Here is a 21,148-nt window from a genome sequence, read left to right as displayed (position 1 = left end):
TTTAACATGTAGGTTAAATTTTGCTTGCCTTCACCAAAATTCAGTGTATCATACCTTCCTGGGCGCATTCTCTCTTCTCCTTTCTCCCCGAAAGCTTTCGGGGATTTTGTTTTTTCCATAGGAGAGAGAGGATAGCCCTTTTCTTTTTTTCCTTCAATCACTTTTGCATAAAATATTTTACATTACCTGATAAATATTTGGGTTGTTATTAAAAAGTAAATGTTGTATAATGTGGGAAAATGTTGGATGACATAATACATCAACAAATAAAGGTAATATTATGTTGCTTAAAGGATATTTAACTGTAGAGCAGGTTGCAAAGCAACTCGGATTGTCGGAATACCGAATTCGTGAGCTTATTCGGGAGAAGTCAATCCGTGCAACTAAAATAGGCCAATGGCGAGTGAAACCGGAGGATTTGAAAGAATTTATTAAAGCGAGAACGAACAAGTAAATTTTAATTTTAAATTTGCAGGCTAAGGACGTTTCTGCATGGATGATATAAAAACGGCGAAAATTATGCCTATTTTCAAAGGGAAAGAATATAAAGCGTAAATAATTACCACCATGAAGAATTTACCAAAAGAGATATTAAATTATTTTGCGACATTTACTGAGACGCGGTTTAATTTCAGGCGTCTTATTAACTATAAATGGACGAATAATGAGCTTACGCTTGATCTTTCTCTCTTCCCGGAGTTTCAATTAACATTACTCCAGAAAATTAAAGAGGGGAATTTATCTCCCATCTTGATTAAGCAAGGCGAATATACTATCTTGATTCCTAAAGATTTACTACTTGTTGAGATTGAAAAGCTTTTGAAAGGAAAATTTAACAAGGACTATCTTGAGAAATGCATCGCTGATGAATATACGCAAGTTGCTGAGCAAAATAAAATGTTTATTGCTGATAATGATGGGGATCTAAAAATTGTTCAAGACGATGATGAAGGGAAGGCATTGCTTGCACAGCAAAGAGAATTGTCTCAAAAGGAAGGAATCCGCGCCTTTAACATCGCATTTAGGCGCCAGCTTGAACGATTGCTCAATGAACTTCAGGAAAAGATTGTTAACCAAAAGAAGGATGAGCTCAATATTGAATATGCGCCTGCATCAATTTTTGGTGTAGCCAATTATGCAACTCAGCAATTGGAACAACTCAAAAGGATCGGTAGTAATTTCTCCGGATGCCAACAATATGTCGCTGACGTGCTAAAATACTTCTCTGAATCTACGGAAGATATCGTCATTTACGATCTATATTATAATTTCCAGAAGTATTCTGATTTTGCACAGCTTGGTTCTCTTTTTGTGTTTTTTCATATGATGGAACGGGGTGCCGAGGCATATCCGTTGTATTTTGTAGAGGTAGAGTATCGGACATCCAATTCAGAAGTGACGCTCTCTTTCCCCCGGAATTTGATGCTTTTAAATACCCCGGCCGTTAATTATTTTAAATTTGACAGCGTTTTAACAGTTCCGCGCGCCTCCGCTGTCGCGACCACTAAAGCCCATTTGGGGGCAATGGAAACCTTTATCCAGACACAATATGGATTTCAAGAACCGTTTATTTTGGAACCGTCTTTTTCCCGAGTAACACACGCGAATGAAAGTTTTCCAGTAATCAAAAATCGAATAGGGCTTCAGACTGTTACCAATGAAGACAAGAAACTTTTAGATTATTCCGAGCTTATGACCAAGATGGAATTGAACGAAACAAGCCGGTTTGCCGATTTCATTGATCAATATGTGCAGGGCAAAGTTCCTAATCATCAGGAAGAGGTTGATAAGACATATCTTGAAAAGTTTTCTCTAAAAAGTCCAGCGCGGTACGTTTCCAATAGTCCGATCCCGGTTAATAATTCCCAAAAACGTATTTTGTTGGCGTTGGCTAATGAAAAGAATCATATCATTGTTGTAGACGGGCCTCCGGGAACAGGTAAATCGCATACCATTGCCGCCATAACGTATTGGGCTAATGAACAGAAAAAATCCGTAGTTATCACGTCGCATAAGCAGGAGGCGCTGGATGTTATTGATCGGATGCTTACGGATAAATATAAATCTCTTCACCCGCAAGCGAAGCCGTCAATAGTGCGAATGGACAAGGAGACGGGATCTGCAAATAATTTGCAAAATACTTTGCTGAACGCGGTTGTCGGTGCCGCTAATGAGCGCGCGCTTGAGTACAACAAAGAAGCAACGGAAAGTGATGAGAGAAAGCTTGGGTCTAAGCTGACTGAGACAATCGCGCGGAAGTTACAGCAATCTGGTAAATATGAGGAGACAATCCGTCAAACTGTTGAGTTTGATTGCCTCGACAGGTCGCTTATGGCGGATCCGATAGTTGTGGATATTTTATCAGCCGTTGCATGTCCTTCAGAAAACATTAACTTTGAAAAGATCATTGAGTTTATAACATCCGGCTCATTGCAAAAACTTTTAAACACCAGTCTCGAAGAATACGCATATCTGATAGATCAAAAGGATAAAATTCCGGATTTTCTGGAAGCTTGCGAGAAATTGAACCAAATTCCCGAAGATGCACAGAACCTTGAGACAACCTTATCGGAAATCCCGGCCGACTTTCAAATATTGTTAGATGGCCTAAAGAAATATTTTAAGCAAAACATCAAGATATCGGAAATAACCACAAAGCATACGAGCGTTGGTCTATTCCAGAAGATATTGGGCAATGCGCCAAAAGAAGAAGAGCTTAAATCGCTGTTGATACAACTTGCCAGCTTGAAGTTTGCCAGTGTTTTAAAGGAGGCCTCAAGGATTCTTAATATCGAAAAGGATAATATAACAATTGTCGATCTTGCATTGGGGGTAGATAAGATTCGTTTTGCGGTTTCAATGCGTAAATATCAAACATTATTAGCCTCGTATAGGGCGTTGCCCGGGAACAGTGATAAAGGGATCAGCGATGTTTATGAAGTGTTCAGAAAATACAAAGAGACTAACGATCTGGTAAATGCCGAGGTATATGAAGCCTTGCAGGCATTATTCAATTACTATGGCGTGATACTCCGGCACTTTGAAATATCCGAAGGCAACCTTGAAACACTTAAAAAACTGGAAGGGCATGACGATAAGATAAGAAAGGCATGGCGGTGGATTCAACTGCATTATTATCTTTCAGAAAATGCCCGCGCGTCGGCTATCAATTTGCAGGACGTGCAGGATTATTATAAACTCAAACAAAAAGATATTGAGTATCAAAACGATATTCGTTTAAAGAATTTTAATAACCATCTTGGCGAAATGGCCAGAATCAAAGTTTCATATGAAGGCGGAAAAAGATTCACGATAGATGAAGCAAAAGTCCTTTTAAACAGCATTTCCTGTATCATCGCTGAGCCGAGCACCATATCAAAGCATTTTCCTATGGAAGAAGGGTTAATTGATGTGTTGATTATTGATGAGGCCTCGCAGGTTTCTATCGCTGATTCGATATCGCTTATTTTACGCGCTAAGCAAGTCGTGATATTCGGCGACGAATACCAATACGGTGCGGTAAGCGCGACCAATGTCAGCTCGCGGTATTCTGCCAGCTATTTCAGCGAAATTATTACCGCTTACGCGGACGATTATAATACGACCGTATCTGAGGCGGCCAAGAAAGAGCTTGTTGACGAAGTATCCAAGGAAGTTTCTGCCGATGAGCAGGAAAGCGATACTCTGCTTAAGCCTCAGGATGGGACAGTTCTTTGGCTCAAGACTTTTAATATTCGCACATCCACTCTGACGTTTGCAAAGGCAATTGCAAATTATACTACCTCGCTTAAAGAACATTTTCGTAGTTTTCCAGAAATAATCGGTTACTCAAACGATTTCTTTTATAAAGAAGCGCAGATGGAGTTGGTTGTCAATCGGATCCGCACCAAGCCCATTGGGGAGGTATTGCAGTTTGTCACTGTTTCCACGCAGGGGCTCGCCGGGCCTAATACCAATCTCGATGAGATTGAGGCTATTTGTAATGATATAAAAAGCCGGTTAGATGCCGGGTTCAAGGGAACTATTGGCATAATCACGTCATTTAAGGAACAGCAGGCGCGGATGGAACAGTTGATCAATGAAAAATTCAATATGGCGGCTCTCCGGCGCGATCATAAGCTTGTTATTTGGTTTGTAGGGGATGTGCAAGGTGAAGAGCGCGATATCGTGTATTATTCTTTTGTGGAAGACAAGAATTTGAAGAACGCGAATCTGGCCAGTATCTACCCGGTTATTGATGGGACGGCGGATAATATTCGAAGCCTTAAGATGCAACGGCTTAATGTCGGGTTTAGCCGTGCTAAAGATACCATGGTATTTGTTTGTAGCCAGCCTATTGAACAATTCAGCAATACCCGCCTCGGAGCGGCACTTAAACATTATTACGCAGTCCTGGAATCCAATAAGAAAAATGACTTCTTTGTGGAAGATGAATCTGTGTTCGGCTCGCCAATGGAAAAGAAATTATATGCGCTTCTCTTGGATACCAAATTCGTAAAGGAGCACAGGGATTATGTAAAAATAATTCCGCAGTTTGATATCGGGAAGTATATTTCAGCGGAGTACAAGGTTTATATCCCAAAATACCGCACGGACTTTCTTTTGACTTATGCTCAAGGCGGCAAAGAAGCTACGCTTATTTTAGAGTACGATGGGCTGGAGTTTCATTTTAAGGATCCGCATGAAGTCAATAGCTTGAATTTTTCGCAAAGTTATTTGGATTATGATACCGCGCGCCAGTTAGAGCTGGAAAGTTATGGATACCCTTTCTTGCGTATAAACAAGTTTAATCTACGGCCGAGGACTCAAGGTGAAACCGAGGCTGATGTCTTAAATAGTTTATTAGAGGAGAAACTGCAAAATTATGCCAAAAAATAATTTAACCCCCGATGATAAGATAAAACTTATTGAAGCTCTGAATAAAGGCGTTGAGCCGTCACCGGATCTATTGCCCAAGCTTTTTCCCGGCACTGCCGAAAAGTTTGATGTGCAGGCGCTTGATAGAGCTAAAATCCCCACGCTTGAATATTCCGGCAAGCGCTCCAAGGCAACGATTCTGGCAGAAGCGGGAGCCGGTATCGGCGCCGCGCCGCTTCAGAATGTTCGGTGTTTTGGGGATATTAAAAATGGTGACTGGAGAAATCTTATTGTGCAGGGAGATAATCTGCAATTTCTGAAAACAGCTTATAGAAATGTCGACCCGCTTATAAAGAATATGGTTAAAGGAAAAGTCAAACTTATCTATATTGATCCACCCTTTGCGACCAAAAGTGAATTTGGTGGTAAAGAAGGACAAAGAAGTTATGCTGATAAAGTTGACGCCTCGGAGTTCATTGAATCTTTGCGGGAACGCTTGATATATTTGCGTGAGTTGTTGGCAGATGATGGGAGTATTTACGTTCATCTTGATCAAAAAATGAGTCATTATGCAAAGACAATAATGGACGAAATCTTCGGTAAAGAGAGTTTTGTTAATGAAATTATTTGGCATTACCAAAGCGGTGGAAGATCAGACCGATTTTTTGCTCACAAACATGATAATTTACTATGGTATTCAAGAAGTAAAAGTTGGGTATTCAATTTGGATGCTATTGGGATAGAGCGCGGCACGGGAAAAAAGAATAATATGAAGAAGCAGGTTGACACTGATGGTAGGACGTTTTTCTCGATTAAATCAAATGGGAAAATTTATAAATATTATGAAGATGAAAAGGTTGCGCCCGATGATGTTTGGGACATTAGTCATCTGCAACAAAAAGACCCAGAGCGGATTAAATATCCCACTCAGAAACCAGAGAGGTTATTGGAAAGAATTGTGCTAGCATCTTCAAATATTGAGGATTTAGTTCTTGACTGTTTTTCGGGATCCGGAACAACTGCCGCTGTTGCCGAAAAGTTGGGTCGTCGCTGGATTGCTTGTGACTTTGGTAAGCACGCTATTTATACCATGCAAAGGCGAATGCTTCGTATCGGTGAGTCAAAGGCATTAGTTGATGAGCAGGATAAGTCCGGCAAGGTCATTGTGAAAAAAGGAGACCCTTACAAGAAAGCGGCCAAGCCATTTTGTATTATATCTTCCGGAGCTTACGATTTCTCTCATGTGATGGATCTGCGTAAGCACAAGGATACCTATATTGATTTTGTCTTAGGATTATTTCAGCTGGCACGCAATGAAGACAAAGCCAAGAAATACAAATTAGCCAATATATACGCCCTTAAAGACGGGGATCCTGTTGAAGTTTATCCGGTGTGGGATGATCAGTTCTTAAAAGAAGTCAAGATTGACGAAGAATATTTGCGCGGGATCATTGCGCAATCCGGAGGCAGATTAAAAGGCGATTATTTTATCATCACTCCTGAATCCTGTGCCAATGTCGGAGATACTGTAGTTAAAAATCCTGACGGCAAAGATGTCAATTTCCAGATACTGACCTTCCCCTACAAGGTATTGGAAGATATATCGCGTGCCTTGGAACTTCAGGAACAGCCTAGCTCGCAGGATAATGTGAATAATCTAATTACATCAACCGCTTTTTATTTTAATGAAGACGTGAAATTGAAAGCAAAACGTGTTAAAGGCGGCCTTCAAATAACAAAATTTGAAACCAAGATTCTCAATAAAGAAGGAAAGCGTTTTGATGGGTTTTCCGGGTTCGCTATGATTTTAGTCGATATGGATTACGAGGCAGGTAAGCCGTTTGATATGGATGTGACCGTATTTGCAAAAGAAATAGGTGAAGATGGCTTGGTCAAGATCGATGGCTTGACCAAAAGTGTCGGACTCATCGCTATTGATAAGCATGGCAATGAATCAAAACCATTTGAGTTGGATTAAATATGGCTAAGACAAAGAGAATAAAGACAGTAGAAAAGCTTAATCTCTCAGAGCATACGCTGGATATTAATATCCGTAAATGCAACTACGAGAAATTCCGGTTTTCAGATATTGAGGATTATGTTCGTGCTGTGTCTGGTGGCAGAGAATATCAGTATCAGGCGATAAAACACACGATGATCTATCTATGGGGTGGTGGATATAAGAATGTTATTGCGTTGGCAAAGGAAAACTTTGCTCAAAAAATTCATCTTAAAGAAAGGTTCGGATCCGAAGAATTTATGCTTGGGCATCTGCCGCTTGCCGACAGGATATCCGGAGTTGTTCATATGGCGACCGGTACCGGTAAGTCTTATGTAATTTTCGCGGTTGCATATTTATCTCTTGTAATGGGGCTGACTAAGCGGGTTTTGGTTTTAGGGCCTTCGTCTACGATCATTGAGGAGGGGCTCCGGGATAAATTCCAGATGTTTATAAATAAAAAGGAATGGAATGACCGTTTGCCTAAAGAATATCAGGGCAAAGCAATAGATCTTTTAACAAATAACGATGCGATTGAAGATGGGAGTATTACCATCGAGAATATTAATGCCATATATTCTGTAGGAGGCATTCGGGATACCCTCTTTAAGGGTGCTGATGAGGTGTTGGTTTTAGGGGACGAAATTCATCATGCCTATTCGCATTTAAATTTTAACGCGATAAAGAAAGCGCTTGAGATGGATCAGGAAGTCGATCCTGAAAAGGGCAAGGAGTCAGAGGAGAAGGCCGAGCGGCTATGGATGCAGTTCCTTAAAAAAAACAGAGAAATCACTCGGCATATTGGATTTACAGGCACACCTTACAACAAAGACGATTACTTTGCTGATGTTTTTTTTGATTACAATATCCGCACGGCTATTAATGAAAAATATATTAAAGATATCAACCCCATAATTAACGTCGAGACGGATGACGGGCCGATGCAGTGGACGACAGAAAAGCGGTTTGCTGTGGTCTTGAAAAAGCATCTCGAAAATTCCGAGAGATATTCATATGAAAGAATTGGTAAGCGGCAAGTTAAGCCGATAACGGTTTTTTATTGTCCCACACAAGCTAATGCTAAAACACGTTCAGAGGAGTTTATCCGGTTCCTTGCAAAATGGGAAAAGGAAGAACGGGGTGCTGTTGGATTAGAATCAGAAATTGAACAGATTGCCCGGGCGAAAGTGATTTGTGTTTCTGGTGCTGAATCGAAACAATCCTACAAAAAAGAGCTTGATAATATTGAAGAAATTGACCCATCTAAGATAGGAGGTGCGGTTGAGTTTATATTTTGTGTAGGTATGCTTCTTGAGGGATGGGATGTGGACAATGTTTTTCAGATCGTTCCGATGGAGGAACGGATATTTAATTCAAAGTTATTGATATCACAGGTGCTGGGCAGGGGGTTGCGTATCCCGCGCAAGGTTCTTAATGTTGATATTCTTCAGACCTATCCTTGGCTAACCGTAACGAATCATGAGAAGTTTGCTGATCATATTAAAGAACTCATGGATGCGGTTACAAATTCTGATATGTATATCTTATCCGAGCCGTTGCCAATAGTTGATAAAGATAACTGGCGCAGTAAACATCATTTCTCGCTTTTTAACCTTAATTATCTTTCGGGAGTTAAATTAGAAGATGTCGATGAAGAGGAACAGTTGCCTCTTCCTGTGAGAGAATTAGTTCTGACAAAATATGACGTTGATGAAAATGTTATTATCGAACGTATTAAGGGAACAGAGAAATATGCCCTTAAAAAAAAGACCATTTCAGTAGATAGTTTGGTAGACGCGCTGTATCGTCGGTTTAAGGGGAGAGAATACGAGGGAATACATTTTGACTTTGGTGACGGGGACTACAAGCGATGTCCGGAAGAAGATGAGATCAGAAGCACTATTCTTGCCGCCATGGAGAAGGCGGGGATCCCGGATAAAGGATTGACAGAGGATAATAAAAAGCAGATAGACCTTTTTTTTAATCAATTTCTGCCTCGAGGCAAGAAAAAACGTGTATTCGAAAACATCAAGGGCGATATTGTCCCTGTTAGCACGCAAAAATTAGAGCGCGGATCAATAAGAGTTGGTGAACTGGAACGTGATGCAACGGCTTTTATCAGCGAATCGTATCAAGAGGAAGTAGATGAGAAAACAAAAGCACTGATTAAACACCTTGCAGGTAATAGAAAGTCGGACGCACAGCAAACTCTCTTCCCTTTTGATCCAATCGGTTTGCTCAGGACACATAAAGAGTATGTTCGAGCATTGATAGAGAACGATGACCGGCCGCCTTACATTGTCAATCCATCAGTGTTTAAGACGCCTCAAAGCACAATTCTTGTTACCCATACGCCCGAAAAGGAGTTTGTTTTTCGATTGCTTGAACATTCCCAGTATTTAGATGCTTGGATAAAATCTCCGGATAAAGGGTTCTATTCGATTGACTACGAATATTGGAAGGGCGGCAAGGATCGGGTACGTCGCGGATTTAACCCTGATTTTTTCATTAAGATTGATTTGGATGATTATATTGCCCTTTTGAAAAAGAAAGGTGCGGTAAGACATTTAGATGCGTTAAGAGATCTGCAAGAAAAAGGCATCGAGACCATCGTTAGAGTTGTAGAAATTAAATCTGATGAAGATGATGACGAGGCAACGCCAGCCAAGGCCGAGTGGGCAAAGGCTCATTTTGAAGCTGTTAATCAGAAGCTACAGGATCCCCTGCCGGGTAATTTTGACAGGCAATACGTAGGAGAGATAAAGCAATTCTATACATTTGACCTTCTTAAGCCAGATGGATATGTCCAGTGGTTTGAGGGCCTGAATGAAGGGAAAATATGAGGATGCTGAAGAAGGATTATGCCTGATGATTTATTTAATGAGTTTCTGGGATACGACTTTGCTATGGGTGCCGATATTGTAAAGTGCCCGCATTGCGGGGCCGATGTCCCTTGCAGTCTGTTTTTCGATAACGAAGTCGAATGTCCAAAGTGCGGAGAGAAATTCAAAAAAGAAGATTGATATGGCCACAACAATTAAACAGTCATTTCAGAAATTAAAAGAAAATCTTGAAATCACCGGATTGCAGGAAGAGACCGTTTCTACAAGACAAAATTCTGTTAGGGAGGTTCTGGATGCCGGTTTAACGGTTAACGAATCATTTTTAACAGGATCGTATTCGCGAAAGACAATGATTGCTCCGTTAAGTGATGCAGACGTCGATATTTTTGCCGTTCTAGATGTTAAATATTACCACAATTATAACGGTCAAAATGGAGGGCAGGCTGGTCTTCTTGATTTGGTCAAAAGGACTCTTCGGAAAACGTATACAAAGACGCCAGATATCAGTAGGAACGGTCAAGCTGTCACTATACGTTTTGAAGATTTCAAGGTTGATGTCGTTCCCGCATTTTACCGGCAAGGTGGCGGTTTTTTAATTCCGAACTCGATACGACAGTCGTGGCTTTCAACTGACCCCAAGAAACATGTAACGATAATGAGCGATTCAAATTCGAAGCATAACGGAGATATGGTTCCGTTGGTGAAAATGATCAAAGGCTGGAATAAAAATATTGGCAGTTTCTTCATGTCGTTTCATCTTGAAATATTAGCCTTGTCCATTCTAGATAATGTAACGATATCTGATTTCCCATCCGGCGTGCGTTACTATTTTGATAAAGGAAAAGATTTAGTCAATAAACAGAATCTGGATCCAGCAGGCCTCGGTGGAGATGTCGGAGCATATTTGAATCCTAAGGAAAAAGTTCAGGAGGCGGTTGATAAATTCCAACTGGCTTACGAGCGCTCCATAAAAGCAGAAGAGTATGAAAAGAATGGCTATACTCAAAATGCAGTAGAGATGTGGAGAAAGGTGTTTGGGGATTACTTCCCGGCATATGGATAAAACTATGAAAAATCAAATAACGACAGCTGAACAGCCAGTTTCAAAAGCTAAACTGGAAATAATGAAAGAAAGCCAAAGGATTGAAGAGTCTGCGCTATATTCAGCAAAAGGTCATTTTACCGCCGCGCATGTGTGGTCTAATTTTCACCTTATCATTGGAGTTCCAATCGTTATTTTAGCGGCCATAGCGGGGTGTTCGTTTGTAAATGATAATAGCCTTATCGCGGGTATTCTCTCGTTGATTGTCGCTGTTCTCTCCGCAATAATGACATTTCTAAATCCCAACGAACGGTCGAGCTCTCATCTTAATGCGGGTAATAGTTACGATACATTGCAAAATGAGACCAGAATATTTCGAACGATAGATTGTTGGAGGGAAGATTCTGAACAGATACTGACCGAACGGTTGAAGAATTTCTCAAGCCAGAAGGGCAAACTTAACCAAGGCTCTCCGCAAATTCCTTGGTGGGCATATCAAATAGCTAAGAGAGGGGTAAATGCCGGTGAGGGAAGTTTCGAAGTAGACAAAGATGAAAGCTCGATGAAGATCGCCGACCAGATCCCTAAAAAAGAGAAATTTGATAGTGCGGATAAGCCGACGAACGTTGAGGATACGAAGATTCCAAAGATTATAGACACAAACCGTAACCCGAATTAATTAAGATTACGGTATCAGGAAATTAAATTTTACATGGAGATTCTGTGAAAAAGATTGATCTACATATCCATACAGTTCCGGGCATCAGTGATAGCGAGTTTGTCTTCTGTCTTGATGCATTCAAGAGGTATGTTTCAGAGGCAAAGCTGGATGCTGTAGCTGTGACCAACCACAATATATTCGATGCGGCGCAGTTTAGGACAATTAAGGAAACATTGGGTATAACTGTATTCCCCGGCATAGAGGTCGATCTGGAGAGAGGACATCTTTTGATAATCAGTGACGGATCAAACTTGGAAGACTTTGAATCCCGGGCAAATTTAGTGTCTCAGAAGATTACCCAAATCGGGGATACTATATCGGTCGAAGAGATAGAAAAGATATTTGGTGACCTCAGAAGTTACTTGATAATACCGCACTACGATAAAGAGCCATCAATAACTGGTCAAACGATAGAGAGAATCAAGCCATATATCTCCGCAGGGGAGGTTGATAGCACAAAAAAGTTCATTCGAGCCATAAAAGACAATGCGAAATTAACCCCTGTATTGTTTAGTGATGTAAGAATCAGAAATGATCTTGCAGATTTGCCAACAAGGCAAACTTTTATTGACTGTGGAGATTTGACGCTTGACGTGATTAAGTCATGTCTGCGAGACAAGGCAAAGGTTACTCTGTCCGAGAAGGATGGCAACAAACTATGGCAAATATTTCAAGACGGGCAGAAACTGTCGACAGGACTAAATATCCTACTTGGCGAGCGCTCGACAGGGAAGACCTATACGCTTAACAAGATAAACAACGTTCTTGGGAACGTAAAGTACATAAAACAATTTTCGTTAGTTCAACAAGATGAAGACGCATATGAACGCGAATTCAAAAATGATGTCCAGAGAACGCGTAGCAATTTTGTTGATCAATATTTGTCCGGATTGAAAAATGTTCTTGACAGTATTATTAGTATTGATTTGGTTGCCAATGATCGGCAGGTTGAACAATATCTTGCCACCCTTCTGAAGTCAGCCGAGGATGCAGACCGGCGAGATACCTTTTCTAGGACTGCGCTCTTTGATGAAGTGGAATTCACCATAGGTCAGACTCAGACCCTCAGTGAATTAATCGGTTCTGTTCGCCAAGTAATAGAAAACATTGAGTATAAGGAAATAATTGAGAAGCACTTGGTTCCAGAATCGCTCAAAAGGCTTGTCTGTGAGTTGATTGAACTGCTCTGGGACAAGGCGCTTGAAAATAAGAAGAAGAAACTCGTGAATGAATTGGTGAAGGATATCAAGCAACACCTAAATCTGCGCACGTCAGCAGTTCAGGTAAAAGATGTAGACCTGTATAAAGTTAGCATGGACATAAAACGGGTCGAGAGATTCTCGGAGATAATAAATTTTCTTAAGAGAGAGGCCGTGGTATTCGAGGAAAGTATTCAAGGATTCCGTATAGAAGCTAAGAAAGAACCATTTGCTGGGGCTGGCGAGATAAAGGAAGTAAGCCATGTGAAGACTGCCTTTAGTGATGCCTTTAGAAAATATGAAGACCCATACAAATATCTACGGGCGTTGCTGTCCAATGAGAGCCTAACGCGGTCGGAGCTATACAAGCTCTTTGTAAAAATTGGCTACAGAATATTAAACAAAGACGGTTTCGAGGTCTCCGGTGGAGAAAGATCCGAATTCAGACTTTTACAGGAGATAATGGATGCGCAGAACTACGATGTTCTGTTAATTGATGAACCTGAGTCTTCTTTTGACAACCTTTTTCTAAAGAGCGATGTAAACCAAATACTAAGGAAAATCTCAGAATCGATGCTGGTGGTTGTAGTTACCCACAACAGTACAGTTGGTGCCTCCGTTGGTGCTGATTATCTGCTGTATGCGAGCAAGGATCAAGAAGACGACAAGGTAGTTTATAGGATTTATTCTGGATACCCAACGGATAAGAAGCTGTTTTCTGTGGATGGGAAATCGATAAGTAACCACGAAATTGTAATGGACTCACTTGAGGCTGGCATAGATGCATATGACAGCAGGAGGAAAGGGTATGAAGCTATTAAGCATTGAGAACAACATGGGACTTTATCTTGGTGAATCGGGTCAATACAGCCCGGTGGACAAAATTACGAAAGAAGACCTCCTAAGGCTTGTGAATTTAACACTACAAGAGGATGTTGAGTTCGACGTATATGACGATAACGCAATAAAAAACCAAGCACAGCAGATAGTGTATAAGAGCGTATTTGAAAAACTGCGTGGTCTTAAAGATCGAAAGAAGGAATTTGTAGATGAGTCAGAGAGATTGTATTTGAAGGAATACGAGAGGTATCGGGAAGATTCATTAAAAAAGAGGGTCTAAAAACGTAGTGAGGCGTTTAATGGTTTGCTTACGGGATTCTAGAGAATCTAAGGATGCAATCTTCAGCAGGGTCTTCCCTGAGAAGCGCTTGATGAGGTCCTGGTCATCGGATTGCCCCATCATCTCGATGAAGTCGTCCGGGACTTCTCGTGGATGGTTATGAGCTGGGATATGCGGGCCTGGGTGAGAGAAAAGGGGTTCTATTTAATTGTGTCGCTTTGGGGAAGCAGAGAAGATCCTGATATAGATTGATGTTTTGATAATGTTTTGATGAACGTTCTTTACTCCTTATTCTGAATTCTCCTCCCTCGGCAATCGCAGTCGTCCGGCTTCATCCCGATAAATCGGTATTTCGCATCGTCCTTTGTGCGCTTGCCTTCACCCTCCAAAAGAGGAAAAGGTAAATACCTAAATTTTTCGCCGCCGCCATCAAAAAAATATTTTCCTATTATAAAAAAATTGTTGTTTTACCCAAAAAGCCCGACGAAAGCGGGTGCCTGAGGAAGGGGATCATAACTACGCAACGATTACACCCCAACGATGGTTTTGTAGGCTTGGAGTGCGGAAAGCGAAGGCACGACGAGTGCCGAAGCCCGCACGACAAGACTGCTTGTGAAAGCGAGCGGCCAAGCGAGCGAGGCAGTGAGCCTGAGCCCAAGCGAAGGCGAACGGTGCAAACACCAACAACGTAGCCCGCCCCAGCGGGCGGTGCATTACCTCTTACATTGCCGCCAACTCAACCTGAAAAGCTGTAAAAAAGAACGATTTAGCCAATTTGTAGAGAACAAACCAAGGGTCAGCCGAAGGTACGGATGTAGACTTTTTTTGGCATATTTTTGTAAGTTTTTGATTCGTTTGACATTGCAGTTTCTTTTCCGTTTCTGAAAACAAAAAATTAAAAGGGGGAAAAAGAGAAAAAGAAATTCTTTTCGGGGGCAAAGACCCGCCAATGGCCGGGGCGATTTTGATATTTTCGTGTCTTGCCTGTGGCAAGCCACTGCATCAACTCCCTAGTTGCTGCTAAAAAGCAGCCGAAAACGGGAAACCCCACCACCACCCGAAATAGGCAAAAGCCTATTTCCCCCTTAAAGAAATATGTTGACTATTACTGTCTACTTCTGTAAAATACGGGTACTATGAATAAGCGATACAACATTACGCATGCGGCAAAGGAATTAGGTGTAACTCGCCAAACGCTCTACAATTGGATTGAAAAAGGATGGATTACTCCTAAGCGTGATTACCGCAAGTATCCAGTATTTACAAAGGATGACCTATGCAAGATTAAAGAATGGCATGATAAATTAGAGGATTCTTGATTATGAATATTGAAATCTTTATTGGATTTTTAGGGCTTTTGATTGCCATTTATTCTATTGCACCAGAGGTGGTCAGGGCAAGGGTCCATGCTTTTATTAATCCGTTGCTGTTTAAGATTACGGTACCTTTATACATAGTTGTATCTTTGAGTGTTCTTTATCTTGAGCAGTATTAGGGGTTCTAGACAAAGAACCGCCAAACCCGGAATTTCAAGGCTAATTTAGGGATAAATGGTGGTAAATATTCCTTAATATATTATTGGTTTCAAGGCTAAACCATATCAAAAAACCCATAATTTCTATTCACTTTTTCATAAAATCAGATTTTACCCTCAAAATTCTTCAACATAATCTCAAATAATTCATTAATGTTTAAATTTTTTCCGCCTTTCCTGAATTCATATGTCCCCCTGAAATTTATATTTTTCCAGGCGAAAGGAGATATCCGCTTAATAATCTCAACCGCTTTTCGATTACCTCTTTTTTCGTAATATTCCAGAAGCTTGGAGAGCAAAACAGAGTTGTACAGCACAATACAGTTTGCAAGTAACCTTGCGCTCTCGTTCCAGATCTCCAGTTCACGAATAGTCGAACCCCTGAATTTGCTGTCATTTTCAAAGGCTATTGAGCGCCGAAGGGAGTGATATGATTCTCCTCTGTTTAATGACCGCTGAATATACTGTCGCATAAGGGGGTTATCAATACATTCGAGTACATGCAGAGTCATGAGGATATTATTAAATTCCCAAAAAGCTCTTTTTGTGCGATTGCTTTTCGCAGAGGAATTGAATTTTCTGACAATGATACTCTGGGTTGTCTCCTTTCTGAGCAGCGAAGCCCAGATCCGCTTCATGTTATCCCACTCTTCGACAATCAAATTATCAGTTACTTTCTTTGTCGGTTTTATAAGACCTTTATAACATTTCAGAGGTTTGAAGCCGTAGAGATTGTCTTTTTTGCGATTAATTTTTGTATATCTCGGAACAAACTTTTTATCAATGACATCAAGAAAAGCGAAATTCAGTTTATTGACCGTATGCATGTCTCCTGACAAAAACATGGGATCAATCTCGGAAGTATTGTTATACGTAATATCGAAAATAAAGAAACTCTCGCGTTCATTCGAACCTATTAACTTACAGTTGACCGGGACATTGTTAATAATAATTGACAGATCGACAACTCCTTGAGTAAAGAAGTACTTGGAGGAACGTCTGGCTTTAATGATTTCCCGTTTTGTTTCGAATTTCTGTCCGTCAATACTTCCGTGGAGAACGTCCTCCTTAAAAGTCCACTCTTTGAAAATGGGCAGACTGGCAATTAAGTTAGATACAAAGTCGGAGGCTTTTCTCAGAGTTTCCATACGAATATAGGGGTAACCGTAACATAGCTGCTATTTCACCCAATAAAACTTCCGTTTTTATAAATGGAACTGGAATAATGCTCACTGAACCGGAAAACTCTTCATCACACTCCAATATTCCTTAAGACAATTCATGATTGCAAGTTTCTGACCGACCCTTCATACCGCCAGAGAATCCACGCGGAGCGCAATGTTGCTGAGAGCTGGAATTCGGCCATCGATTTTATCTGCTACGGAGGAAAGTCAGAAATCCAAACCAACGATCCGATAATTCAGGAACTTACAGTATTATGTTTGCACCTGCTGCAAAATGCCTTGGTGCTGGTCAACACGGTCATGCTGGAGCGCGTTCTGTATGACGAGGGGTACATTCACCAAATGCAGGCGGATGACAAAAACGCGATGACGCCGCTGTTCACATCAAATGTAAATCCTTACGGCGACATACATCTGGATATAACCAAACCGTCGTTTCTGGAGGCACACTAATGGAGAAAATCTCACCTAAGAAAATAGCCGGCCAAATTACCAGGCTTCTTCGGAAACAACGCCCGGATTCAATCTACGTAAAAAAAGTGTTTCAGTATGTCCGGCAGAACCTTGCTCTAAAAAGAGAAACGGTTCGGTCAAAAAGGTTGCCGGAACTCATGACTGAAGATGAACTGAACCGATTTTACAAAGCAGTATGGCAGACATCCAACCGGTCTCATATGGTCATGCTTAAACTGATACTGTTCACCGGAATACGAAACGAAGAATTAGTAAACATCACCATTGAAAACGTTGATTTGGACTCGGCACGGATTCGAATCAATCATGGAAAGGGAGATAAAGACCGTTATGTATTGTTTCCTCAATACTTTCGTGGCGAGTTAGCCCAGTACGTCAGTATTCAGAAGGAGAGTGGCGCTGTCTATTTGTTCGAATCAAACCGGGTGCAGAAGTACTCCACCCGTTGGATTCGAGAGATTGTGAAAAAATACGCCAAAATGGCCGGAATCACCAAGAGGGTTCATCCGCATGTAGGGAATAATCTAAAACGACCCAAAAAGGATAACGATTATGTCCCACTATTTTTTTGTATTTAATTCAAGTTTTGATATAAATAAGTATATATAATTCTTTCTGCCGGTTTTAATTCCACGCAATTTTTTTCTTTTATCTCCGAAGTTAGTAAAAAAATCCCCATAATTTCTCAGTTGGATTAGAGTCTTCCTGCTATAATTTCTCCTCAATATTCAGTATATGGAATGGAGGTGCGGAAGGTATTATGAAGAGAAAAACATGTATTCATTGCGGCAAGAGTTTTGATGGCAATCCCAGAGTTAAGAAACAAATGTATTGTAATGGTGGTGAGTGTCAGAGAGCAAGACGAGCGAGATGGCAGAGGGGGAAAATGGGTAGTGATTCAGATTACATGGATAATCAGAGGCACTGTCACAAGGAGTGGATATCACAGCACCCGGATTATTACAGAAATTATAGGGCAAAGCATCCGGAATATACGGAGAGAAACAGGGTCTTGCAACTCAGGCGTAATGCTCGTCAGCGCAAAGATGTGTCAGTCAAGCTGATTGCAAAGATGGACTCGTTAACTGGACTTTATCCAAGTTGCAGAGAGACATTTAAGCTTATCCCGCAGGATGGAAGATTGATTGCAAAAATGGACTCGTTAATAGTTAAGCTTATCCCTGTGAGGAGGTTAGCTACACGGTATGGCTGATTGCAAAAGAGGACTAGATAGGCACCATATATGTCCCATGTTAGGCTTTAATTACCATGAGACATAATAGGTCAAGGCCAGATCTGATTGATTCTGACAGGGTTCGCAGAATTAGAGGTAGTTTCAGCCAAATAGAGCATCGGTTTATTAACGGAAGATATATTGATCTTCTGGATACTACTGAGATACTGCTTTATCTTTTTCTGATTGCAGTGGGAAATAGACAAGGAATAAGTTTTTACAGTTCTGAGCGGATGGGAGATCTTTTGAAATTGAGTGTGAGATTTATTGAGAAAGCAAGAGAGGGATTAGCACAGAAGAAATTTATTGCATATCGAGGCGGAGTATATCAGGTTTTAGAGCTGCCAATTACAATCTAAACATAAAGGAGAGGCGCAAACAATGGAAGAGTTAAGACAGAGGATATTGTATTTACGCGATGTTACGAAATTAAGTTTCTATCAGATTGCAGATCAGACGGGCATTTCGCGAAAAAAAGCATCCAGAATATATAGAGGAGAATATCAGGAAAGAAACAGGGGATCTTCTCTGGATAAGTACCGTTCTCTAATTGCCAGCTGGTTTATAGAATATCCGTCTCTCAAGGCATGCCAGGTTTATGAATGGCTGAGAGAAAGAGGAGTAATAACAAGTTATCCCAGTGTAGCCCAGCATACCAAATCTTTTCGCAAGAAGAAGGAGAGGGTTTATCAGCAGCTTAATTTTCTGCCTGGTGAAGAAGGGCAGGTAGACTGGTTTTTTGTCCATCACAAAACACTTGGCAAACTTGCCGGTTTTATCCTCATCCTGAGCTACTCACGATATCTGTTTGCTCATTTATTCCCCCGTCATTCATTTGAATTCTTTATTGAAGGTCATCTCAAGGCATTTAAAGCTCTTAACGGCACACCTCATACGCTGCTGTACGACAACCTCAAATCTGTAGTGTTAAAGCTAAAGCCAGAGCTGCGGCATAATCCTCGCTTCTTAGAATTCTGCCGCCATTATGGTATCCAGATACGGCTATGTAATCCTGCCAGAGGAAATGAAAAAGGCAGAGTGGAACGAGCTATTCGTACACTCAGAGAGACATTCTTTAACGCAGACAATTATTCTTCCATGAAAACTATGAATCAGGGATTATATGAATGGGTAGAGAAAAAGAATCAGGCCATGCATAGAGCCACAAGACAAAAGCCGATTGATTTATTGAAAGAAGAAAAACTTAAAGCGCTCCCGGCAATACCGTGGAAAAATGTATCTATTCATCTACCTGTTAAAACAACCAAAACTGCTATGATGGATTTTGATACAAATGCATATTCTGTTCCTGATTACCTGAGGGGAAAATCTTTATCTGTTCATTCCACGCCCACCTTGGTCATGATATATGATGGGGACAAAAGGGTTGCTTGTCACCTAAGAGATTTCCGGAAACATAAACAGGTTACCAATCCTCTTCATCGCAGTTATTCGCATTTGTCTGCTAAAGCTAAAATGCAGCGTGTCTATGAAGTGATAAAGGGTCTTGACCCGTCAGTAGCTGAGTTCCTCCTCAAAAATCAATCCTGTGGTGAAGATCCTCAACAAACTGCTTTACAGATATTTAAACTGCTAAAGAAAGAATCCAGAACCATTATTGTAGGCATCGTTAAGGAGTGCCTGCAAAGAAAAAGCCCCAGGCTTAAAACCTTTCTTTCTTATCTCAATCTAGAACCGGCAGAAAATGCAGAAGTGGTCCAACCGCAAAAATCTGAGCTTTTAAATATCTCTTATCAACCCAGATCACTGGAGGTGTACGATGACGAAACAGAAAAATCTTGAAGACCTTTTAGGGGAACTGGCATTTAAAACACCAATAAAAGAAATACAGCCTGATACCCATGAGGTTATTGCTGATTTCCTTGCCACAGAAAAAGAGTATCAAAAACAACATAAAATCAAAAGACTTCTCAGAATGTCAGGGATAAGACAGGTAAAAATATTGAGTCAGTTTGATTGGCATTTTAATTCTAAGATTGCTAAAGCTGATATCCTTGCATTCCATAACTCACCATGGATTGAACAAGCTCATAATCTTGTTCTTATTGGGGACACAGGTTTGGGTAAATCTCATATAGCCGCTTCTCTTTGTTATGAAGCTATCATGCAGGGGTATTCAACTATCTACATATCTGCATTTGATCTCTGCTCCAAAATCAAAAAGGCTATCACTACTGCTTCCAAGATTGATTACTATGCCAAGGTACGAGTCTTATGTATCGATGAACTCGGGTATACTTATCACAAAAAGGAAGATACTGATATCATATTTCAGATTATCTCTAAAAGAACCGAAATTCTTCCTACTATTGTTACCACTAATCTTGTTCCTAAAGATTGGGGATCTATCTTCAGCGGCCCTGCCGCTTCTGCTATTCTTGATAGATTGAGTTTTAATGGGAAACTTATTACCTTTGAAGGGAGTTCTTATCGATTACTTAAAAAACATAAGTCAAAATAGACTGTTTTTACTCCACATATCTCTTACCTATGCTCTTGATACGAACAAGGGATACTTCTCATCTTCAACCACTTTTTGGGCACCCTAAATTATTCTTTTTGGGTCGTTTTAGATTATTCCCTACATCCGCATCTTTTCCGTCATCAGATTCTAACCTATCTTACAAGTAAAGGTATTGTTGATGCAAAAATTCAACTCATCAGCGGACATAAAAATCGGGAGAGTTTAAGCATTTATCAAGATTTAAGTCTAGCAGACATAGAAAAGGAATATTGGAGTGTGATGAAGAGTTTTCCGGTTCAGTGAGCATTATTCCAGTTCCATTTATAAAAACGGAAGTTTTATTGGGTGAAATAGCAGCTATGTTACGGTTACCCCTATATATCCTTATCTTTTATCCATAGGCTTTTTGGCGTGTGTTCTGCACGCATAATCAATACCCTCGTTAATGTCCCATAT

General features: G+C 40.7%; 18 protein-coding genes. 17 read left to right on the top strand and 1 reads right to left on the bottom strand.

The window, feature by feature from the left end:
- Nucleotides 1–280: 280 nt before the first annotated feature.
- From Q7J27_08025 to Q7J27_07975, 11 genes are all read left to right on the top strand, one after another.
- Nucleotides 281–454, top strand: coding sequence for a helix-turn-helix domain-containing protein (locus Q7J27_08025; protein ID MDO9529091.1), 174 nt, complete (start codon nt 281–283; stop codon nt 452–454).
- Between the two features lie 113 nt (nt 455–567).
- Complete coding sequence (locus Q7J27_08020; GenBank protein MDO9529090.1) at nt 568–4,878, top strand: AAA domain-containing protein; 4,311 nt, start codon at nt 568–570, stop codon at nt 4,876–4,878.
- Nucleotides 4,865–6,835, top strand: coding sequence for a site-specific DNA-methyltransferase (locus tag Q7J27_08015; GenBank protein ID MDO9529089.1), 1,971 nt, complete (start codon nt 4,865–4,867; stop codon nt 6,833–6,835). Before Q7J27_08020 ends, Q7J27_08015 begins: the two co-directional genes overlap by 14 nt.
- Before the next feature lie 2 nt (nt 6,836–6,837).
- Complete coding sequence (locus Q7J27_08010; GenBank protein ID MDO9529088.1) at nt 6,838–9,699, top strand: DEAD/DEAH box helicase family protein; 2,862 nt, start codon at nt 6,838–6,840, stop codon at nt 9,697–9,699.
- Nucleotides 9,700–9,717: 18 nt separating this feature from the next.
- Nucleotides 9,718–9,879, top strand: coding sequence for a hypothetical protein (locus tag Q7J27_08005; GenBank protein ID MDO9529087.1), 162 nt, complete (start codon nt 9,718–9,720; stop codon nt 9,877–9,879).
- A 1-nt stretch (nt 9,880) separates the two neighbouring features.
- Nucleotides 9,881–10,762 carry a CBASS oligonucleotide cyclase gene (locus Q7J27_08000; GenBank protein ID MDO9529086.1) on the top strand — a complete coding sequence of 294 codons (882 nt, stop codon included), beginning with the start codon at nt 9,881–9,883 and terminating at the stop codon, nt 10,760–10,762.
- A 4-nt stretch (nt 10,763–10,766) separates the two neighbouring features.
- Nucleotides 10,767–11,420 carry an SLATT domain-containing protein gene (locus Q7J27_07995; protein ID MDO9529085.1) on the top strand — a complete coding sequence of 218 codons (654 nt, stop codon included), beginning with the start codon at nt 10,767–10,769 and terminating at the stop codon, nt 11,418–11,420.
- 44 nt (nt 11,421–11,464) lie between these two features.
- A complete protein-coding gene (locus tag Q7J27_07990) occupies nt 11,465–13,489 on the top strand; it encodes a hypothetical protein (protein ID MDO9529084.1) in 2,025 nt (674 codons plus the stop codon).
- Nucleotides 13,470–13,781: a hypothetical protein gene (locus tag Q7J27_07985; GenBank protein MDO9529083.1), complete on the top strand. Its 312-nt coding sequence runs from the start codon at nt 13,470–13,472 to the stop codon at nt 13,779–13,781. The genes Q7J27_07990 and Q7J27_07985 overlap by 20 nt, the downstream gene beginning before the upstream one ends.
- Nucleotides 13,782–13,892: 111 nt before the next feature.
- Entirely contained in the window at nt 13,893–14,033 is a 141-nt protein-coding gene (locus Q7J27_07980; GenBank protein ID MDO9529082.1) for a hypothetical protein, read from the top strand.
- A gap of 1,063 nt (nt 14,034–15,096) precedes the next feature.
- Nucleotides 15,097–15,276, top strand: coding sequence for a hypothetical protein (locus tag Q7J27_07975; protein ID MDO9529081.1), 180 nt, complete (start codon nt 15,097–15,099; stop codon nt 15,274–15,276).
- A 143-nt stretch (nt 15,277–15,419) separates the two neighbouring features.
- Here the strand turns inward: Q7J27_07975 and Q7J27_07970 are convergent, their stop codons facing one another.
- A complete protein-coding gene (locus Q7J27_07970) occupies nt 15,420–16,463 on the bottom strand; it encodes a Tn3 family transposase (GenBank protein ID MDO9529080.1) in 1,044 nt (347 codons plus the stop codon).
- 129 nt (nt 16,464–16,592) lie between these two features.
- On the opposite strand from Q7J27_07970, the gene Q7J27_07965 reads away from it, so the two are divergent.
- From Q7J27_07965 to Q7J27_07940, 6 genes are all read left to right on the top strand, one after another.
- The gene (locus Q7J27_07965) at nt 16,593–16,952 is read left to right on the top strand and encodes a Tn3 family transposase (GenBank protein MDO9529079.1); all 360 of its coding nucleotides are present in this window, start codon (nt 16,593–16,595) and stop codon (nt 16,950–16,952) included.
- Entirely contained in the window at nt 16,952–17,551 is a 600-nt protein-coding gene (locus tag Q7J27_07960; GenBank protein ID MDO9529078.1) for a tyrosine-type recombinase/integrase, read from the top strand. The genes Q7J27_07965 and Q7J27_07960 overlap by 1 nt, the downstream gene beginning before the upstream one ends.
- A 182-nt stretch (nt 17,552–17,733) precedes the next feature.
- Complete coding sequence (locus tag Q7J27_07955) at nt 17,734–18,186, top strand: hypothetical protein (protein MDO9529077.1); 453 nt, start codon at nt 17,734–17,736, stop codon at nt 18,184–18,186.
- Nucleotides 18,187–18,242: 56 nt separating this feature from the next.
- On the top strand, nt 18,243–18,566 hold the full coding sequence (locus Q7J27_07950; protein MDO9529076.1) for a hypothetical protein: 324 nt from the start codon (nt 18,243–18,245) through the stop codon (nt 18,564–18,566).
- A gap of 22 nt (nt 18,567–18,588) precedes the next feature.
- Complete coding sequence (gene istA / locus Q7J27_07945) at nt 18,589–20,010, top strand: IS21 family transposase (GenBank protein MDO9529075.1); 1,422 nt, start codon at nt 18,589–18,591, stop codon at nt 20,008–20,010.
- Nucleotides 19,988–20,689, top strand: coding sequence for an ATP-binding protein (locus Q7J27_07940; GenBank protein MDO9529074.1), 702 nt, complete (start codon nt 19,988–19,990; stop codon nt 20,687–20,689). The genes istA and Q7J27_07940 overlap by 23 nt, the downstream gene beginning before the upstream one ends.
- The last annotated feature ends 459 nt before the right edge of the window (nt 20,690–21,148 follow it).

The organism is Syntrophales bacterium (assembly GCA_030655775.1).
Classification (GTDB): Bacteria; Desulfobacterota; Syntrophia; order Syntrophales; family JADFWA01; genus JAUSPI01.
Note: the sequence above shows the minus strand (reverse complement) of the source record. Positions and strands in the feature narration are given on the sequence as shown.